This window comes from Sagittula salina, from assembly GCF_017813235.1.
Taxonomy (GTDB): Bacteria; Pseudomonadota; Alphaproteobacteria; order Rhodobacterales; family Rhodobacteraceae; genus Sagittula; species Sagittula salina.
This window is the reverse complement of sequence record NZ_JAGISH010000018.1, coordinates 1-17,934: the sequence shown is the minus strand read 5'-3', so window position 1 is coordinate 17,934 and position 17,934 is coordinate 1. Positions and strand designations below refer to the sequence as shown.

General features: G+C 64.7%; 16 protein-coding genes. 4 read left to right on the top strand and 12 right to left on the bottom strand.

Translation table 11 applies throughout. The features are described from left to right. Window positions 1-73 precede the first annotated feature (73 nt). Complete coding sequence (locus J5474_RS20490; protein WP_209363592.1) at window positions 74-1,093, top strand: Ldh family oxidoreductase; 1,020 nt, start codon at window positions 74-76, stop codon at window positions 1,091-1,093. Here the strand turns inward: J5474_RS20490 and J5474_RS20485 are convergent. From J5474_RS20485 to glpD, 9 genes are all read right to left on the bottom strand, one after another. Continuing rightward, window positions 1,090-2,220 carry an iron-containing alcohol dehydrogenase gene (locus J5474_RS20485; RefSeq protein ID WP_209363590.1) on the bottom strand — a complete coding sequence of 377 codons (1,131 nt, stop codon included), beginning with the start codon at window positions 2,218-2,220 and terminating at the stop codon, window positions 1,090-1,092. The two genes, J5474_RS20490 and J5474_RS20485, sit on opposite strands and share 4 nt — an antisense overlap. Next, window positions 2,217-3,743, bottom strand: a complete 1,527-nt coding sequence (gene glpK / locus J5474_RS20480; RefSeq protein ID WP_209363589.1) for a glycerol kinase GlpK — start codon at window positions 3,741-3,743, stop codon at window positions 2,217-2,219. The genes J5474_RS20485 and glpK overlap by 4 nt, the downstream gene beginning before the upstream one ends. A gap of 177 nt (window positions 3,744-3,920) precedes the next feature. Continuing rightward, entirely contained in the window at window positions 3,921-5,642 is a 1,722-nt protein-coding gene (locus J5474_RS20475; protein WP_209363587.1) for an ABC transporter substrate-binding protein, read from the bottom strand. Window positions 5,643-5,715: 73 nt separating this feature from the next. After that, complete coding sequence (locus J5474_RS20470; RefSeq protein WP_209363585.1) at window positions 5,716-5,991, bottom strand: DUF2160 domain-containing protein; 276 nt, start codon at window positions 5,989-5,991, stop codon at window positions 5,716-5,718. A 12-nt stretch (window positions 5,992-6,003) separates the two neighbouring features. Next, window positions 6,004-6,867 (bottom strand): carbohydrate ABC transporter permease, encoded by an 864-nt coding sequence (locus J5474_RS20465; protein WP_209363583.1) that lies wholly within the window; start codon window positions 6,865-6,867, stop codon window positions 6,004-6,006. Next, entirely contained in the window at window positions 6,867-7,736 is an 870-nt protein-coding gene (locus J5474_RS20460) for a carbohydrate ABC transporter permease (RefSeq protein WP_209363581.1), read from the bottom strand. Before J5474_RS20460 ends, J5474_RS20465 begins: the two co-directional genes overlap by 1 nt. Next, window positions 7,736-8,809 carry an ABC transporter ATP-binding protein gene (locus tag J5474_RS20455; RefSeq protein WP_209363579.1) on the bottom strand — a complete coding sequence of 358 codons (1,074 nt, stop codon included), beginning with the start codon at window positions 8,807-8,809 and terminating at the stop codon, window positions 7,736-7,738. The genes J5474_RS20460 and J5474_RS20455 overlap by 1 nt, the downstream gene beginning before the upstream one ends. A gap of 12 nt (window positions 8,810-8,821) precedes the next feature. Then, entirely contained in the window at window positions 8,822-9,910 is a 1,089-nt protein-coding gene (locus J5474_RS20450) for an ABC transporter ATP-binding protein (protein WP_209363577.1), read from the bottom strand. 13 nt (window positions 9,911-9,923) lie between these two features. After that, on the bottom strand, window positions 9,924-11,513 hold the full coding sequence (gene glpD / locus J5474_RS20445; RefSeq protein WP_209363575.1) for a glycerol-3-phosphate dehydrogenase: 1,590 nt from the start codon (window positions 11,511-11,513) through the stop codon (window positions 9,924-9,926). A gap of 226 nt (window positions 11,514-11,739) precedes the next feature. Between glpD and J5474_RS20440 the strand changes: the two genes are divergently transcribed. Beyond that, window positions 11,740-12,501 carry a DeoR/GlpR family DNA-binding transcription regulator gene (locus tag J5474_RS20440; protein WP_209363573.1) on the top strand — a complete coding sequence of 254 codons (762 nt, stop codon included), beginning with the start codon at window positions 11,740-11,742 and terminating at the stop codon, window positions 12,499-12,501. On the opposite strand, the gene J5474_RS20435 is transcribed toward J5474_RS20440, so the two are convergent. Together J5474_RS20435 and J5474_RS20430 are read right to left on the bottom strand one after the other, a co-directional pair. Further along, window positions 12,498-13,538, bottom strand: coding sequence for an L-idonate 5-dehydrogenase (locus J5474_RS20435; RefSeq protein ID WP_209363571.1), 1,041 nt, complete (start codon window positions 13,536-13,538; stop codon window positions 12,498-12,500). The genes J5474_RS20440 and J5474_RS20435 overlap by 4 nt on opposite strands. Beyond that, window positions 13,535-14,290 (bottom strand): GntR family transcriptional regulator, encoded by a 756-nt coding sequence (locus J5474_RS20430; protein WP_209363568.1) that lies wholly within the window; start codon window positions 14,288-14,290, stop codon window positions 13,535-13,537. Before J5474_RS20430 ends, J5474_RS20435 begins: the two co-directional genes overlap by 4 nt. Window positions 14,291-14,396: 106 nt before the next feature. On the opposite strand from J5474_RS20430, the gene uxuA reads away from it, so the two are divergent. Both uxuA and J5474_RS20420 read left to right on the top strand, forming a co-directional pair. Beyond that, window positions 14,397-15,623 carry a mannonate dehydratase gene (gene uxuA, locus J5474_RS20425; RefSeq protein WP_209363566.1) on the top strand — a complete coding sequence of 409 codons (1,227 nt, stop codon included), beginning with the start codon at window positions 14,397-14,399 and terminating at the stop codon, window positions 15,621-15,623. After that, window positions 15,620-16,813, top strand: a complete 1,194-nt coding sequence (locus J5474_RS20420) for an AGE family epimerase/isomerase (protein WP_209363564.1) — start codon at window positions 15,620-15,622, stop codon at window positions 16,811-16,813. Before uxuA ends, J5474_RS20420 begins: the two co-directional genes overlap by 4 nt. Here the strand turns inward: J5474_RS20420 and J5474_RS20415 are convergent. Beyond that, entirely contained in the window at window positions 16,804-17,697 is an 894-nt protein-coding gene (locus J5474_RS20415) for an SMP-30/gluconolactonase/LRE family protein (protein WP_342454074.1), read from the bottom strand. The two genes, J5474_RS20420 and J5474_RS20415, sit on opposite strands and share 10 nt — an antisense overlap. Window positions 17,698-17,934: the final 237 nt, after the last annotated feature.

The window sequence follows — 17,934 nt, the reverse complement described above, 5'->3', positions numbered from 1 at the left end:
GCCTTTCCCTCGGGTGCCTGCTGATGTAGCTCTCCGGTGGCCGTGACGCTCGGCCCACCGGCAGAGGCAACACATGTCAGACACGATACGCCTTACCCCGTCCGAGGTTCGGACGCTGGCCGAAGGGACCCTGAAGCATTGGGGCTTTGGCTTCGACCATGTGGACGCCATCGCCGCGATGCTGGCCACTTGTCAGCTGGACGATTGCCAGTCGCACGGGCTGTTTCGCCTTTTCATGTGCATCGAGACCGCCCGGCAGGGGCGCGCCGCTCTTGCGGCTGAACCGGTGCTGACACTGGATGAGAGCGCCGTAGTGCGGGCCGATGCGGGCGGGGCAATCTCTCTCCGGGCGGTGCAGGCGGGGCTGCCGCACCTCGTGGAACGGGCCCGTCGTCATGGTGTGGCAGTGCTGGCCGTGAACCATTGCTACCACTTCTCCGCCCTCTGGCCCGAGATCGAGCAGCTCACCGCGCAGGGTCTTGCCGCGTTCTCGATGGTGCCCAGCCACGCGTGGGTTGCGCCTGCAGGTGGTACGCGGGGGGCACTGGGAACGAATCCGCTGGCCTTCGGCTGGCCGCGCCCCGCTGCGCCGGAGCCATTCGTTTTCGATTTCGCCACCTCGGCCTTTGCGCGCGGCGAGATCGAGCTTTACGCCCGGGCCGGGCGTCCCCTGCCCGAAGGCGTCGCGCTGGACGCGGCGGGCCAGCCCACGACGGACCCGCAGGCGGCTATGGCGGGCGCAATGTGCACCTTTGGCGGGTACAAGGGGTCCGCCCTGTCGATCATGGTGGAGCTGATGGCCGGACCATTGATCGGCGACCTGACCAGCCTCGACAGCATGGCGCATTCGCAAGGACAGCCGGAGGCACCCTGTCACGGGCAGATCATCATGGCCTTCGATCCGGAGCGGTTGAGCGGGGGCGCGCAGGAGGAGAGCGACGCGCGGGCGGAGCGCCTTTTCGCGGAGATCGGCGCACAGGGCGCGCGGCTGCCCTCGCAGCGCCGTTTCGCCGCGCGGGCGAGAAACCTTGAACGCGGCTACGTTGAGATTTCCGAGGCGCTGCACCGCGACCTGCTGGCACTGCGGGACTAGCTGCCGAGGGCGCGCCCCTCCGCGATAACCCCTGCCAGAACGGCGGTGGACAGCACAACGGGATTCGCCTTCATCGACGACGACTCGGCAGCCATTGCCGCAACCTGCGCGTCGTCCATCTCGGGGAGTGGTGCAAGCGGCGCATTGCGCAGGAAACCCTGCAGGAGCGCCGTTGCGGAACCCTCGCGCTTGAATGCGTCCGCGATCATCGCATCCACGTCGGCAAAGCGTGTGGCGTCCTGTCCCGCCTCGATGCAGGCCTGACGGTTCGCCCTCAGCACGGCGGGGAGCAACCGGGCGCAGATCGCCCCGTGCGGTGCACCGGTCTGCCCGCCGATCACCCCCGCCAGCCCGTGCACCGCGCCAAGCCCCGCGTTGGCCAAGGCGATGCCCGACAGATGCGCGGCCGCCAGCAGCACATCGCGGGCCGGACCGTCCTTGCCTTGGGATAGCCGCAGCAGAGCACGCATCGCCTCCGGGATCGCGACGCGGCAAATCGCGTCTACATCGGGGCGGGCGCGGGCCGACAGGTAGGGTTCGATCAGTTGTGTCAGCGCGTCCATACCGCAAGCCAGCGTCACGGGCCACGGTGTGCCGTCTGTCAGGTCGGCGTCGAGTACAGCCAACCAGGGCAGCATCCGTGCATCCCGCAGCGAGACCTTGCGCCGTTGCGCAGGCACGTCGATCACGGCGTTCTTCGTCGCTTCCGCCCCGGTGCCGGCGGTGGTGGGCACCGCGACGAAGGGCAGCGGCGCGGCCTCCAGCGGGCGGCCGTCCCCCACGACTTCCAGGTGGGTCATGGGACTGTTGGCGGAGGGCAGGAGCGCGGCCAGCGCCTTGCCGAGATCCATGACAGAGCCACCGCCGATCGAAACCACCGCGCCGGGGCGGTGCGGGCGCAGGCCGGCAAGCGCCGCATCCAGCGTGGGCAGGTCGGGCTCCCCCTGCCCTGTGATCTCCAGCACGGAGCGACCGATCCGGCGGAGGTCACGGACCAGCGTGTCGGCCCATGCGGCCGACTGGCCCCGTACCACGACCACCGGGCCGGTAGTGGCGGCCAGGGCCGGGACAATGCGGAATCGGCTACCGCGCCCGCTGAGCGTGCGGCGCGGGACCAGAAGGGTCACCGCGACGGCCCACCCGCGAAGCCGATGGTCGCCTCGACCGCGCGCCTCCACGCCGCATAGCGGGCATCGCGCCTCGCGTCTTCCATAGCGGGTTCAAACCGCGCCTCCGCACGCCACCCTTGGGCAAAGGCCTCCATGTCCGGCAGGAGACCCGACCGCGCCCCAGCCAGCCATGCCGCGCCGGTGGCGGTGGTTTCCAGTACCGGCGGACGCTCCACCGGGGCGTCGATGATGTCTGAGAGGAACTGCATCGCGTATTCCGAGGCGCTCATACCGCCGTCAACCCGCAGGGTGGCAGTGGACCGCCCCCGGAGCGCCGTCTCGCCCTGCCCGGACCAGTCGGCCTGCATCGCTTCCAGCAGGTCTCGGGTCTGAAAGCCCACGGCTTCCAGTGCCGCCCGGGCGAATTCTTCCGGCCCGGAGTTACGCGTCAGGCCAAAGACCGCGCCCCGGCATTCGGCGTTCCAATAGGGCGCGCCGAGCCCGGTGAAGGCGGGGACGAGGATGACCTCCTGCCCGGCATCAGCGCGTTCCGCCAGGGGCTGGGTTTCGGCGGCGTTGCGGATGATCTTCAACCCGTCGCGCAGCCATTGCACAACGGCGCCCGCGATAAAGATCGACCCTTCGAGTGCGTAGGTCGGTTTGCCGTCCAACTGGTAAGCGATGGTGGTCAACAGGCGGTTGTTGGAACGCACAGGTTCGGACCCGGTGTTCAACAGCGCAAAGCACCCCGTGCCGTAGGTGGATTTCAGCATCCCCGGCTGGAAACAGGCCTGGCCGATGGTTGCGGCCTGCTGGTCGCCCGCGATGCCGCGAATGGGGATCGGCTTGCCAAACAGATCAGGGCGGGTTTCGCCGAAATCGGCGGCGCAGTCGCGCACTTCCGGCAGCATGGCCATGGGGATGCGCAGACGGTCGCAGATGGTTTGTGACCAGCGGCCCTTGCGGATGTCGTACAGCATGGTGCGCGCGGCGTTGGTTGCATCCGTCAGGTGATGCGCGCCACCCGTCAGGTTCCACACAAGCCAAGAGTCCACGGTGCCGAAGCAGAGTTCACCAGCCTCTGCCCGGGCCCGCGCGCCATCGACGTTGTCCAGCAGCCACGCCAGCTTCGTGCCCGAGAAATACGGGTCGAGCAGCAGGCCGGTACGGTCGGTGACGGTCTCCTCGAAGCCCTCGGCTTTCAGTCCCTTGCAGAAGTCCGAGGTGCGCCGGTCCTGCCAGACGATTGCGTTGTGGATCGGTTTGCCGGTCTTGCGGTCCCAGACCAGCGTGGTTTCGCGCTGGTTGGTGATGCCGATGGCGGCGATCTCTTCGGCCTTTACGCCGGCCTTCTCCATGACTCCCCGGCAGGTGGCGGCAGTGGTGGTCCAGAGGTCGGTGCAGTCGTGTTCCACCCATCCCGAAGCGGGGTAGTGCTGGGCGAATTCCTCCTGCGCGGTGGCGGTCACGCGCAGCGCCTCGTCGAAGAGCATCGCACGGGTGGAGGTGGTGCCCTGGTCGATGGCAAGGATCAGCGTCATGGGGGCCTCTCGGGTAGCAACGGCGCGGTCCGTCCGGGGGCCTCGACCCGCGCGGGGAGGCCAGAAAACGACGCGCGACAGGGAAATTCAAGGGCGGGAGAACAAGGGGGTGGCCACGACCGGGCGCGGCCACCCGTTCGGCCGGGACACCCGAAGGTACCCCGACCGGGAGGAGGCTTACTGCCAGGACTTGATCAGCTCGTCGTAGCTGACGGTCTGGGGCTCTTCGTCCTCGTTCTCCAGCTTCGCCTTCGGCGAGCCGGGAGCGTCCAGCCACTCCTGCGGGTCCTTCGGCTCGTTCATCTTCGGGCCGATGTCACCCTGCACGCCTGCGCGCTCGAGACGTTCCATGACCTTTTCCTGATCCGCGCACAGCGCATCCAGCGCCTCTTGCGGGGTCTTGGCGCCGGACATGGCGTCACCGATGTTCTGCCACCACAGCTGCGCAAGCTTGGGGTAGTCAGGCACGTTGGTGCCGGTCGGCGACCACGCGACGCGCGCCGGAGACCGGTAGAATTCCACCAGACCGCCGAGTTTGTCGGCACGCTCGGTGAAGCTGTCGTGCTGGATCGTCGATTCGCGGACAAAGGTCAGGCCGGTGTGGGCCTTTTTCACGTCCACCGTCTTCGAGGTGACGAACTGCGCATAAAGCCATGCGGCCTTTGCACGATCCACCGGTGTCGACTTCATCAGCGTCCAGGAACCCACGTCCTGATAGCCGATCTTCGTGCCTTCTTCCCAGTACGCGCCATGCGGCGAAGGTGCCATGCGCCACTTCGGCGTGCCGTCCTCGTTCATAACGGGCAGGCCGGGCTTTACCGTGTCGGCGGTAAAGGCGGTGTACCAGAACATCTGCTGGGCCACGTTGCCCTGCGCCGGGATCGGGCCTGCCTCGCCAAAGGTCATGCCTGCGGCCGCAGGCGGGGAGTACTTCTGCAGCCATTCGATGGCCTTGGTCACGGCATAGACTGCCGCCGGTCCGTTGGTCGCGCCGCCGCGGGCCACGCAGGACCCCACGGGCTGCGAATTCTCGTTGACGCGGATGCCCCATTCATCGACCGGCAGGCCGTTCGGCTCGCCCTTGTCGCCCGCACCGGCCATGGACAGCCACGCATCGGTGTAGCGCCAGCCAAGCGACGGATCCTTCTTGCCGTAGTCCATGTTGCCAAAGACTTCGCCGTCAACGCCCATGTGCGACAGGTCGCGGCCGGTAAAGAACTCGGCGATGTCCTCATAGGCCGACCAGTTGACCGGAACGCCGAGATCGTAGCCGTATTTCTCCTTGAAATCGGCCTGGTTCTTTTCGTCGTTGAACCAGTCGTAACGGAACCAGTAGAGGTTCGCGAACTGCTGGTCGGGCAGTTGGTAGAGGTTGCCATCGGGCGCGGTGGTAAACTGCGTGCCGATGAAGTCGTCAAGATCGAGGTTCGGGTTCGTGACATCCGCGCCCTCGCCCGCCATCCAGTCGGTCAGGTTGCGCGCCTGCTGGTAGCGCCAGTGCGTGCCGATCAGGTCAGAGTCGTTGATATAGCCGTCGTAGATGTTTTCGCCGGACTGCATCTGGGTCTGGAGCTTTTCGACAACGTCGCCCTCGCCGATCAGGTCGTGGGTGACCTTGATGCCGGTGATGGCGGTGAAAGCCGGGGCAAGCACCTGGGATTCATATTCGTGGGTGGTGATGGTCTCGGAGACGACCTTGATCTCCATGCCTTCCATCGGCGCCGCGGCGTCGATGAACCACTGCATTTCCTGCTCCTGCTCCTCGCGGGTGAGAGCGGACAGATCGCCGATCTCGCTGTCGAGAAACTGCTTCGCAGCCTCCATGTCGGCCTGCGCGACACCGGCCGAAAGGCCCAGTGCCATGGCAAGCGCCGTGGTGGATTTCAGTCTCAAGTTCATTGGTTCCTCCCTGAAATTGGTGAACTTGGTTAAAAGGACCGGCCCTGGGTATCCCCCTGGCCGGGGTGGTCGGTCACACCCAGCGGAACACCGCTGCGGCATAGACAAGGCAGACAGCAAGCGCCCAAGGCTGCGTGTCGGGGCCGATGAGGCCCAGCCAAGCGAGGTTGATGAAGGCGCTGCCCAAGAGCGTGATGAAAAGCCGGTCACCCCGCGTCGTCTCGATCCCCAGAACGCCCACGCGCGGGGTTTCCGGAAAACGGATCGCGAGGATCGTGAAGGTGATGAGCAGAGCGGCGATCACCATGAAGAAGATCGCGGTCGGCCAGGTCCATGCCATCCAGTCCATGTCAGATCCTCCTCAAACCCGGCCCAGGGCAAAGCCCTTGGCGATGTAGTTGCGTACGAAGTAGATCACGAGCGCGCCCGGCACGATGGTCAGCACGCCCGCCGCCGCCAGCACGCCCCAGTCGACGCCCGACGCGCCTTGCGTCCGGGTCATGATCGCGGCGATGGGCTTTGCGTCCACCGTGGTCAGAGTGCGAGACAGCAGCAGTTCCACCCAGGAGAACATGAAGCAGAAGAAGGCCGCGACGCCGATGCCGGAGGCAATGAGCGGCATGAAGATCTTTACGAAAAAGCGCCCGAAGCCGTAGCCGTCGATATAGGCGGTCTCGTCGATCTCCTTCGGCACGCCACGCATGAAGCCTTCGAGGATCCAGACCGCCAGCGGCACGTTGAACAGGCAGTGCGCCAGCGCCACCGCGATATGGGTGTCGAAGAGCCCGACCGAGGAATAGAGCTGGAAGAACGGCAGGGCAAAGACCGCGGGCGGCGCCATGCGGTTGGTCAGCAGCCAGAAGAACAGATGCTTGTCCCCCATGAAGCTGTAGCGCGAGAACGCATAGGCCGCGGGCAGCGCCACCGTCAGCGAGATCACCGTGTTCATCACCACGTAGATCAGCGAATTGACGTAGCCCATGTACCACGCCGGATCGGTGAGGATCGTGGCGTAGTTGGCAAAGGTCAGGTCCTTCGGGAACAGCGTAAAATCGTTCAGGATCTCGGTGTTGGTCTTCAGGCTCATGTTCAGCAGCCAATAGAGTGGCAGCAGCAGGAACAGCAGGTAGAGCGTCATGACGACTGCGCGGCTGTTCACCCGGAAACGCGGGCGCGCATTGGCGCCGCCGGCGGTCAGGTTTTCGGGGATGGTGGCGTCCGTCATCACATGCCCTTTTTGTCGAGGTTGACCATCACGGTGTAGAACACCCACGAAATCAACAGGATCACGAGGAAATACATCAGGCTGAAGGCCGCCGCAGGACCAAGGTCGAACTGCCCCAGCGCCATCTTCACAAGGTCGATGGACAGCAGCGTCGTGGCATTGCCCGGACCGCCGCCGGTGACGACGAAGGGTTCGGTGTAGATCATGAAGCTGTCCATGAACCGCAGCAGGATGGCGATCATCAGAACACCCATCATCTTGGGCAGTTCGATGTAGCGGAACACCTTCCAGCGGCTGGCCTGATCGATCTTGGCCGCCTGGTAGTAGGCGTCGGGGATGGATTTCAGCCCGGCGAAGGCCAGCAGCGCCACCAGCGACGTCCAGTGCCAGACGTCCATTACGATGATGGTAAACCAGGCCGCCAGCGTGTCCTGCGTGTAGTTGTAGCTGATGCCCAGCCTGTCGAGCGTGTGGCCCAGGAGGCCGATGTCGACCCGGCCGAAGATCTGCCAGATGGTCCCTACCACGTTCCACGGGATCAGCAGCGGAAGCGACATGAGCACGAGGCAGAAGGAGGACCAGAAGCCGCCCTTCGGCATGTTGAGCGCGACAAAGATGCCCAGCGGGATCTCGATGGCGAGGATGATGCCGGAGAACATCAATTGCCGCCACAGCGCTTCCCACATGCGATCAGAGCTGAGCATGTCCTGAAACCACTCGAGCCCGGCCCAGAAGAACTGGTTGTTCCCAAAGGTGTCCTGCACCGAGTAGTTCACCACGGTCATCAGCGGGATCACCGCCGAGAAGGCCACGAGGATCAGCACCGGCAGCACGAGGAACCAGGCTTTCTGATTGACTGTCTTTTCCATCAGGCGGCTCCCTTCACGAGCCAGTCGTTCGCGTAGACATTGACGTGACCCGCGTCGAAAGTGACACGGTTCATGTCGGCGCTCACGCGTTCGTCCTCGCCCGCGATGATGTTGATGTCATGACCGAAGAACTCGGCCCGGATGATCTTGTGACGGCCCACGTCTTCGACCCGGCGGACCTTGACCGGCAGACCCTCGGTCTGGCTCAGGCGCGCGAATTCAGGTCGCACGCCGATCTCCACCTTGCCGTCCAGCGCGCCGTACCCTTGGCCCAGCGCGAGTTCGGTGCCGTCGATGTAGGCGCGGTTGCCCTCGACGCGCGCCGGGATGACGTTCATCCCCGGCGAGCCGATGAAGTAGCCGACGAAGGTGTGCTCGGGCCGCTCGAAAAGCTCTTCGGGCGTGCCGATCTGCACCACGCGGCCATCGTACATCACGACAACCTTGTCCGCGAAGGTCAACGCCTCCGTCTGGTCGTGGGTGACGTAGATCATCGTGTGGCCGAAGTCGTGGTGCAGCTTCTTCAGCTGGGTCCGGAGTTCCCACTTCATGTGCGGGTCGATCACGGTCAGGGGTTCGTCGAACAGCAGCGCGTTCACGTCCTTGCGGACCATGCCGCGCCCGAGGGAGATTTTCTGCTTCTGGTCCGCACCAAGGCCACGCGCCTTGCGGTTCAGCATGTCTTCCATGCCGATCATGCTTGCGATTTCCTGTACCCGCTCGGCGACGTAGGTTTCATCCCGGCCCCGGTTGCGCAGCGGAAAGGCGAGGTTATCCCGCACGGTCATCGTGTCGTAGACCACCGGGAACTGGAACACCTGCGCGATGTTGCGCTCCGCCGTGGGGGCGTGGGTCACGTCCTTGCCGTCGAACAGGATACGGCCCTGCGATGGCTCCAGCAGCCCGGAGATGATGTTCAGCAGCGTGGATTTTCCGCACCCCGAGGACCCCAGCAGCGCGTAGGCCTCGCCATCCACCCAGTCGTGATTCAGCTCCTTCAGGGCGTAATCGTCTTCGGACGACGGATTCTTCAGGTAGGAATGCGCGAGGTTGTCGAGCGTGATCTTGGCCATGTCCCCTCCCCCTCAGGCAGCAAGCGCGTAGGCGGCGGGGGCGACCAGTGCGCCGTCCTCCGCAAAGACGTAGACGTGGCGCGGATCGAGGTAGACCCGCAGCGGCGCGCCGATCTTCAGGTCGTGAACGCCGTGCACCAGTCCGACCCAACGTTCGCCGTGGTGGTCGAGGTGGACGAAGGTCTCCGACCCGGTCAATTCAGTCACGGTCAGTGTCGTAATGAACTCTACCGCGTCGGCGGCGTGGCGCCCGATTTCCAGGTGGTTCGGCCGGAAGCCCGCCACGTAGCGGCCGTCCTTGAGTTCGGCCAGCTTGCCGGTGGCTGGCGCGGACTGGCCGTTGCCGAACATGATCTTTCCACCGGTCTTGGATATCTGCAGGAAGTTCATCGGCGGGTCCGAGAACACCCGCGCCGTGGTCGCGTCCACCGGCTGACGGTAGACCATGGGCGTCGGACCGAACTGTGTAACGCGGCCTTCCCAGAGGGTTGCGACGTTGCCGCCCAGCAGCAGCGCCTCTTCGGGTTCGGTGGTCGCGTAAACGAAGATCGACCCCGAAGCTTCGAAGATCTTCGGGATCTCGACGCGCAACTCCTCCCGCAGCTTGTAGTCAAGGTTGGCCAGCGGTTCGTCCAGCAGCACGAGGCCCGCGTTCTTTACCAATGCCCGCGCTAGCGCGCAGCGTTGCTGCTGGCCGCCAGACAGTTCCAGCGGCTTGCGGTCCAACATCGGGGTCAGCTGCATCAAATCGGCCGTCTCGCGCACGCGACGGTCGACCTCGGCCCGGTCGATCCCCATCAGTTTCATCGGGGAGGCGATGTTGTCGTAGACGCTCATCGACGGGTAGTTGATGAACTGCTGGTAGACCATGGCCACCTTGCGGTCCTGCACGCGCTGCCCGGTCACGTCCTCACCGTTCCAGTGGATCGAGCCGGTGGCCGGCGCATCAAGCCCCGCCATCAGCCGCATCAAGGAAGTCTTGCCCGACGCCGTCGGTCCCAGCAGCACGTTCATCGTGCCGTTTACCAGCGTGAGGTCGGTGGCGTGGATGTGTACCTGCCCCTCCACGACCTTGGACACGCCCTTCAGTTCCAGCGTCACCGGCTGTCCCCCTTCATTCCGCAGCGGCGACGTTACGGCGCCGCTCTGCCATCCAGTCGTCAAGGACCGCGATCTGACCTTCGGTCAGACGCAGCCCCAGCTTGTTGCGCCGCCAGACCACGTCCTGCGCGCTGCGTGCATATTCCCGGTCCATCAGCCAGACCACTTCCGACTCGGTCAGCGTAGCACCGAAATCCCGCCCGAGGTCGGCGAATGCCGCCGCGCTCCCCAATACGTTGCGCGCCTCCATGCCGTAGGCGCGGACCAGCCGTCGCGCGTGGGCCGCTTCGAGGAAGGGGAAGTCACGCGCCACCCCAGCGACCAGCGCGTCGAAACCGTCCACCGGGAAATCGCCACCGGGCAGCGGCACGCCTGCCGTCCATGCACCCTTGCTCACCGGGAGATGCTCCGCGATCTTTTCCAGCGCGCTTTCGGCAAGCCGCCGGTAGGTGGTGATCTTGCCGCCAAAGATGTTGAGCAGCGGCGCGCCCTGCGCATCCACCTTCAGCGTGTAGTCCCGCGTTGCCGCCGTCGCGCTGGATGCGCCGTCGTCATAAAGCGGCCGCACCCCGGAATAGGTCCAGACCACGTCCTCCGCCGTCAGCTGCTGACGGAAATACTGGTTGGCGAAATTCAGCAGGTAGTCGCGTTCCTCGGGTGTGCATTCGGGCTTCTGCTCGGGGTCGGCGTGTTCCTTGTCGGTGGTCCCGATCAGGGTGAACTCGCCCTCGTAGGGGATAGAAAAGATGATGCGGCCATCGGTGCCCTGAAAGAAGTAGCACTTGTCGTGGTCATACAGCTTGCGCGTCACGATATGAGAGCCGCGCACCAGCCGTACGCCCTCACGCGAATTGATCCGCACCTTCGTCTGGATGATGTCCCCGACCCAGGGTCCGCCCGCGTTCACCAGCATCCGGGCGTGGTGTACCGTGGTGGCGCCAGTCTCCGTATCCTCGGTCTCGATCCGCCAGACAGCGCCCTCACGGGCGGCGGACATAACCTTTGTCCGGGTGAGGATCGTCGCCCCGCGCGCCTCCGCGTCACGGGCGTTCAGGACCACGAGCCGCGAATCCTCGACCCAACAGTCGGAATACTCGTAGGCCTTCTCGAAACGGTCCTGCAACGGGGCGCCTTCGGGAGACTCCTTCAGATCGACCGACGAGGTGCCAGGCAGGATCTTTCGCCCGCCAAGGTGGTCGTACATGAAAAGCCCCAGCCGGATCAGCCAGGCGGGACGGCGGCCCTTCATCCAAGGCATGAACAGCGACAGCAGGTTCGACGTCGGCGTGTTCGATTCAAAGCGCATGTCCCGGTGGTAGGGCAGAACAAAGCGCATAGGCCAACTGATGTGCGGCATTGCGCGCAGCAGGGTCTCGCGTTCGATCAGCGCTTCGCGGACAAGGCGGAATTCGAAATATTCCAGGTAGCGCAGCCCGCCATGGAACAGCTTTGTCGAGGAGGAGGATGTGGCGGAGGCGAGGTCGTTCATTTCGGCCAGCATTACCGACAACCCACGACCGGCCGCATCGCGCGCGATGCCGCAGCCATTGATGCCGCCGCCAATCACGAACAGGTCGACCGTTTCGCTGTTGCGTTCCGCCAACGTCTCCCCTCCCCAGATGCGCGCGCCCTTCGATGCGGATTTGTGACAAATGTCGCGCAGTTTCGCAACATTTGATTTTCGTTTATGTTCGCTTTTTGGATAAATCCGAACATTGCTCACCCAGTGGCGCGGGTCCGCTTGCGTTTTTGTGCCGTGACTCCTTTCCGCGTTGATCGCCTGCGCGGCCTCGGCCTATGCTGATCGCCAACTTCAGACCGGACCTTGCATGTCACAGACCTTCCGCCACCCCGAGATCCTCGAAATCGCCCGCCGCGACGGACGCGTGACAGTGGAAGGGCTGGCCGAGCATTTCGGCGTGACGCTCCAGACGATTCGTCGCGACCTGTCGGACCTTTCGGAAACCGGGCGGCTGGAACGGGTGCACGGCGGCGCGGTGCTCCCCTCGGGCACGACGAACATCGGCTACGAGGAACGGCGCACCATCAACCCCACCGGCAAGGAAGCCATCGCGCGCGCCTGCGCCGCGCGCATTCCCAACGACATTTCCCTGTTTCTCAACATCGGCACCAGCACAGAGGCGGTGGCCCGACAGCTGCTTGGACACACGAACCTCATGGTTGTGACGAACAACATGAACGTGGCGAATATCCTCGTCGCCAACCCGGCCTGCGAAATCATCGTGACCGGGGGGCAATTGCGACGCTCCGACGGCGGGCTGGTGGGCAACCTCGCCGCCGAGACGATCCGCAAGTTCAAGTTCGACGTTGCGGTGATCGGCTGTTCCGCGCTGGACCGGGACGGCGACATGCTGGACTACGACATTCAGGAAATCAGCGTCAGCCAGGCCATCCTGCGGCAATCCCGCAATACGATCCTCGTGGCGGACCACACCAAATTCAGCCGCTCCGCGCCGGCGAAGATCGCCTCTCTGGCGGAAGTCGATACCTTTTGCACGGACCGCCCCCTGCCCGACGACCTGTCAGAGACCTGCCGGGGCTGGGGGACCGAGATCGTGGAAGCCTGTTAATCGGCAAAGCTGAGGTGAACCTTCACGGCCGCGCTGCGGTTCCCGGCGGTGTCAAAGGCACGCTTGGCGTCCTCCAGCGGGAAGGTATCGGTGATGATCGGAGCAACGTCGATGCGACCCTCATCAAGGGCACGTACGGCCTCTTCGAACTCCCCGGCGAACCGGTGGGTGCCCTGCCAGGCGATTTCCTTCGAAACGACAAGGTTCAGCGGCACCGGGGTCGCGCCCCCGACGCCGACCTGGACCAGCTTGCCCTGCGGACGCAGCGCGGTAATCGCGGACTGAATCGCGGGGGCAGCGGCGGAACATTCGAAGGCGACGTCGAAATGGCCCTTCTCCGCCCCGTAAGCGTCAAGCGCGGCGGCATCCTTGGCCACGTTGATCGTACGTGTGGCGCCCATGCGGCGCGCGATATCGAGCGTGAAATCCTGCAGATCGGTGACGACGATCTCCGCCGCGCCCGCCTCTGCCGCTGCGGCGGTGCACAGCGCGCCGATCGGGCCCGCGCCCGTGACCAGCACGCGCTTGCCCTTCAGATCGCCCGCCAGGGCGCGGGCGTGCAGGCAGACGGCCAGCGGTTCGGCACAGGCGGCGGCGGCGATGGCCGTCCTGTCCGAGACCGGCACACATTGCGCTGCGTTCACTACGATACGGTCCCGGAACAGGCCGTGAATGTGCGGCATGTACATGGCCGAACCGCGGAACTTCATGTTCAGGCAATGCACCGGCAGCCCTTCGGCGCAGAACTTGCAGGTGCCGCAGGGCTCTGACGGGTTCACCGCAACGCGGGTGCCAGGGGAAAGCGTCACGCCCTCGCCCACCGCGATGACGGTGCCTGCGGCCTCGTGCCCGAGGATGATCGGCTGACGCACGCGAATCGGGCCAAAGCCGCCGTCGTGATAGTAATGCAGATCGCTGCCGCAGATACCTGCGGCACCGATGGCGACCAGCGCCTCGCCCGGGCCAGGGTCGTTCAGGGCGTCCGTCTCGATACGGATATCGCCCGGAGCGTGGAGGCGGCAGACGCGGGTGTTCATGTCTTGGGTCCTTCGGAAGGGGTGCCCGGCAGGGGCACGTTGAGGGGATCGGGTATGCCGCCTTCGGGCAGCGCAAAGGCGTCCGGATTGGCGGCCTGAATGGCCGGGAGGTCAGAGAGGATTTCGCGCAAATGCAGGCGAATGGCGCGCACGGCAGTGTCGTGGTCGCCACCCGCGATGCCTTCGACCACCGCCTCATGCTGGTCGATCAGGCGGTTCATGGGGAACTGCGCCAGCGCGAGGAACCGCACCCGGTCCATCTGCGCCTTCAACCCTTCGAGCAACCGCCACGCCCCGGCCTTCCCGGCGGCCTCTGCCAGCGTGCGGTGGAAGGTCTCGTCCAAGGCATTGAACCGCTGGTAATCCTGCGGATCGACGGCCCGCTGCGCTGCGATCTGCTCGCGCAGATCTATGATCAGCGCCGGCTCCGACCGGGCGGCGAGAATGGTGACGAAATCCGCCTCTATCGCCTCTCTCAGAAAACGCGCATCCAGCACGTCGGTCCAGTTGATCCGCGTCACCACCGTGCCCCGCTGGGGCAGCACCGCCAGCAAGCCCTGCTCGGCCAGCTTGATAAAGGCCTCTCGGACCGGCTGTCGACTGACCTCGTAGGCGCGCGCGATCTCCGTCTCCGAAATCCGGTTGCCCGCCTTCAGGTCGTTGCGGATGATCCGCTCCCGCAGGTGCCGCGTCACCTGGGGCGTGATCGGCAAGGCGGGATCCAGCACGTCGATGTGCTCTTTTGGCTGCATGTGTCCCTGACTCCCTTGCCCAATTACTACCATACTACCATATCAAACGCTTCCCTCCACCCCCATCGTGATGCTACACGCTGTAGAAACGAACGGGAGAACCGAAATGAAACAGACGTGGCGTTGGTTCGGGCCAAAGGACCTCGTATCCATCGATGCCGTGGCGCAGGCCGGGGCCGAGGGCATCGTGACCGCGCTTCATCATGTGTCCACCGGGCAGGTCTGGACGCCGGAAGCCATCGCCCAGCGGCAGGCCGAGGTCGCCGTGATGACAGACGGCCAGCCTTCGGGCCTGAACTGGGACGTTGTGGAAAGCCTCCCGGTCTCCGAGGACATCAAGAAGCAACGCGGCGACTGGCGCGCCCATATCGAGGCGTGGAAACAGTCGCTGGTGCATCTGGCCGAGGCGGACATCGATGTCATCTGTTACAACTTCATGCCGGTGCTGGACTGGACGCGCACCGATCTGACCTACCGCCGGCCCAATGGCGCCACCTGCATGCGCTTCGACCTCTTTGATTTCGCGGCCTTCGACCTGCACATCCTCGCCCGTCCCGGCGCCGCCGACGACTATGACGAGGCCACCCGTGCCGAGGCGTCACGTCGTTTCGCAGCCCTGGACGACGGCGCCCGCCGCCAGTTGGCCGGGAACGTGGTCTTTGGCCTGCCCGGAGCGGCGGAGCATTTCACACTCGACGATGTGCGCCAGCATTTGGCGGAGTACGGCAACATCACCGAAGAGCGCCTGCGCGCCAATTTCGCCGATTTCCTCGAAGAGGTCGTGCCCCTGGCCGAAAGCCTCGGGCTGCGGCTTTGCTGCCACCCGGACGACCCGCCCTTCCCCCTTCTGGGCCTGCCCCGCATCATGTCGACAGAAGCGCAATACGCCCGCATGATGAACGCCGTGGACAGCCCGGCAAATGGCATCACGCTCTGTTCCGGATCACTCGGCGCGCGGCCGGACAATGACCTGGCGGGCATGATGCAGCGGCTTGGACACCGGGTCCATTTCCTGCACCTGCGCAATGTGACGCGCGAAACCGACGCTATCCGGGGATCGTTCTACGAGGCAGAGCACCTTGGCGGCGACACCGATATGGTCGCCCTGCTGGCTGCCGTCCTAGACGAAGAGGCCCGGCGCCGGGCCGAGGGGCGTGCCGACTGGTCGATCCCCTTCCGGCCGGATCACGGGCAGGACATCCTCGACGATCTGGGACGCCGCGCGCAACCGGGCTACCCCTCCATCGGGCGTCTGAAGGGGCTGGCGGAACTGCGCGGCGCGATCGCGGCGTTGTCGCATCCACGTCTCCGTGCGTCGGAGAGCCGCGCATGACCCCCCTGGACGATCCCGCCCACCGCGCCTTTTTGCTGAACGACGCCCGCGCCGCGTTGCGTTTCTTCGACGCGAGCCTGCGGGCAGACGGCGGTTTCGATGTCCTGGCTCCGGACGGCACGCCCTTGCCGCGCGGCCCGCAGGAACTGCACACCACCACACGGATGGTGCATTCCTACGTGCTGGGCCGCGCAATCGGGCATCCGGGCGCAGACCGAATGATCGACGCGGGAATGGCAACCCTCTGGAACCGCCACCGCGACACCGTGAACGGCGGCTACGTCTGGGCCGTGAACGGCGACGATTCCAAACTGGCCTACGGTCACGTCTTCGTGCTGCTCGCGGCATCGAGTGCGAAGCTCGTCGGGCATCCTGATGCGGACCGCCTTCTGGCCGATGTGTCCGAGGTACTCGAAACGCGATTCTGGGAGGAAGAGCACGGGCTGTTGGCCGACGAATTCACTGTCGACTGGCAAACGTTCTCTGACTACCGCGGCATGAATGCGAACATGCACGGAGTAGAGGCGATGCTTGCGGCCTTCGAGGCCACGGACAATCGCCTCTGGCTGGACCGGGCGGGACGTGTGCTGGATTTCTTTACCGATCACACCGCACGGGCATTCGATTGGCGCCTCCCCGAGCATTACCGCACCGGTTGGCAGGTCGATCCGGAATACAGCGGCAATCCGATGTTCCGCCCGGCCGGCACCACGCCCGGCCATTCCTTCGAGCTCGGGCGGTTGTGCCTACAGCACTGGGACCTTTGCGGACGTCCGGCAAACGATGCTCCCCAGAGGGCCCGCGCGCTGATCGAACAGGCGATGGCGGACGGCTGGCGTGCGGATGGCGGCGTGGTCTATACCCTTGATCTGGCCGGGAAACCGGCGATTTCTGATCGCTACTGGTGGCCCGTGACAGAAGGCATCGGCGCCTTCGCAAGCCTGATCAAACTGGACGCACGCGCGGCGGATGCGGCGGCCTATGACAGACTCTGGACCTTTGCCAAGAGCCATTTCGTCGACGCGGAGCGCGGTGGCTGGTTCCCGGAGATCGACGAGGACGGCCATCCTACCGCGCGGCAGTTCAACGGAAAGCCTGACGTTTACCATGCGCTTCAGGCGGATCTGTATCCCCTGATCGACGGTCTGTCGCGTCCGGTCGAAGGTCTGGCCGCCCTCGATCAGAAGTAGGGTGCACCCTGCACCCTTACGTACAGCGCATAAAGTGACTGGCTCGCGGCCATGAAAAGCCGCGTCCGGTCACGCCCGCCAAAACAAAGGTTCGCACAGCGCTCCGGCAGGTGGATATGGCCGATGGCGGTTCCATCCGGTGCAAAGACACGCACACCATCAAGCCCGTCGCCAGTACCCCAGCCAGCCCAAATATTGCCGTGAATATCGACACGGAACCCGTCCGGGTTGCCCTGCGGCCCGGCTTCGACAAATGTCCCGGGCGGACCGACCTGGCCATCGGGATCGACTTCGGCAACGAGGATCCGCTTGGGTGCAGCCCCGGATTCCACGATGTAGAGCAGGCGTTCATCGGGTGAAAAGCATATACCGTTCGGCTGGTTGATCCCCTCGACAGCCACGCCCAGCCGGCCGTCGGCGTCTATCCGGTAGACATTGGTCGGAAGCTCTTGTTCGGCCAGACCGCCTTCGTAATGCGCTGATATCCCAAAGGCCGGGTCCGTGAACCAGATGCTGTCATCGGACTTCGCCACGACATCGTTGGGCGAATTCAGGCGCTTACCCTGCCAGCGGTCCGCGATCGTTCTCACGGTTCCATCGAACTCGGTCCGGACCACAGCCCGGGTTCCGTGCTGACAGGATACCAGCCGCCCTTGGCGATCACGCGTGCTGCCATTGGTAAACCCGCCGCGTCGGAACTCGCACACCTCGCCGGTTGGCTCGAAGAATTGCAGCATGCGGTCGTTAGGAATATCGCTCCACACCAACGCATTGCGGTCACCGAACCAGACCGGACCCTCACCCCAGCGCGTGCCGTGATACAGTTGCTCGACAGCAGCATTGAACAGCACGAGGGAGGAGAAACGCGGATCCAGACTTTCCACTCGCGGATCAGGGTATGTTCCTGACGGTTTCCAAATCATGCCTGTTTCCCCATGGCGTCGCTGAAGGGAAGAATATGGAAGTGATCGTCTGTGTCGAGATGGCAAAGGTCGGGCGCAAAGCAAAACCCACCTCACGGGCGGCTTTTTGTATGGGCCATGTATAGTATAGAGACAGATTGCGTTTACTAGGTTTGGCAGTTACCTACTCTCCCACGTCTTGAGACGCAGTACCATTGG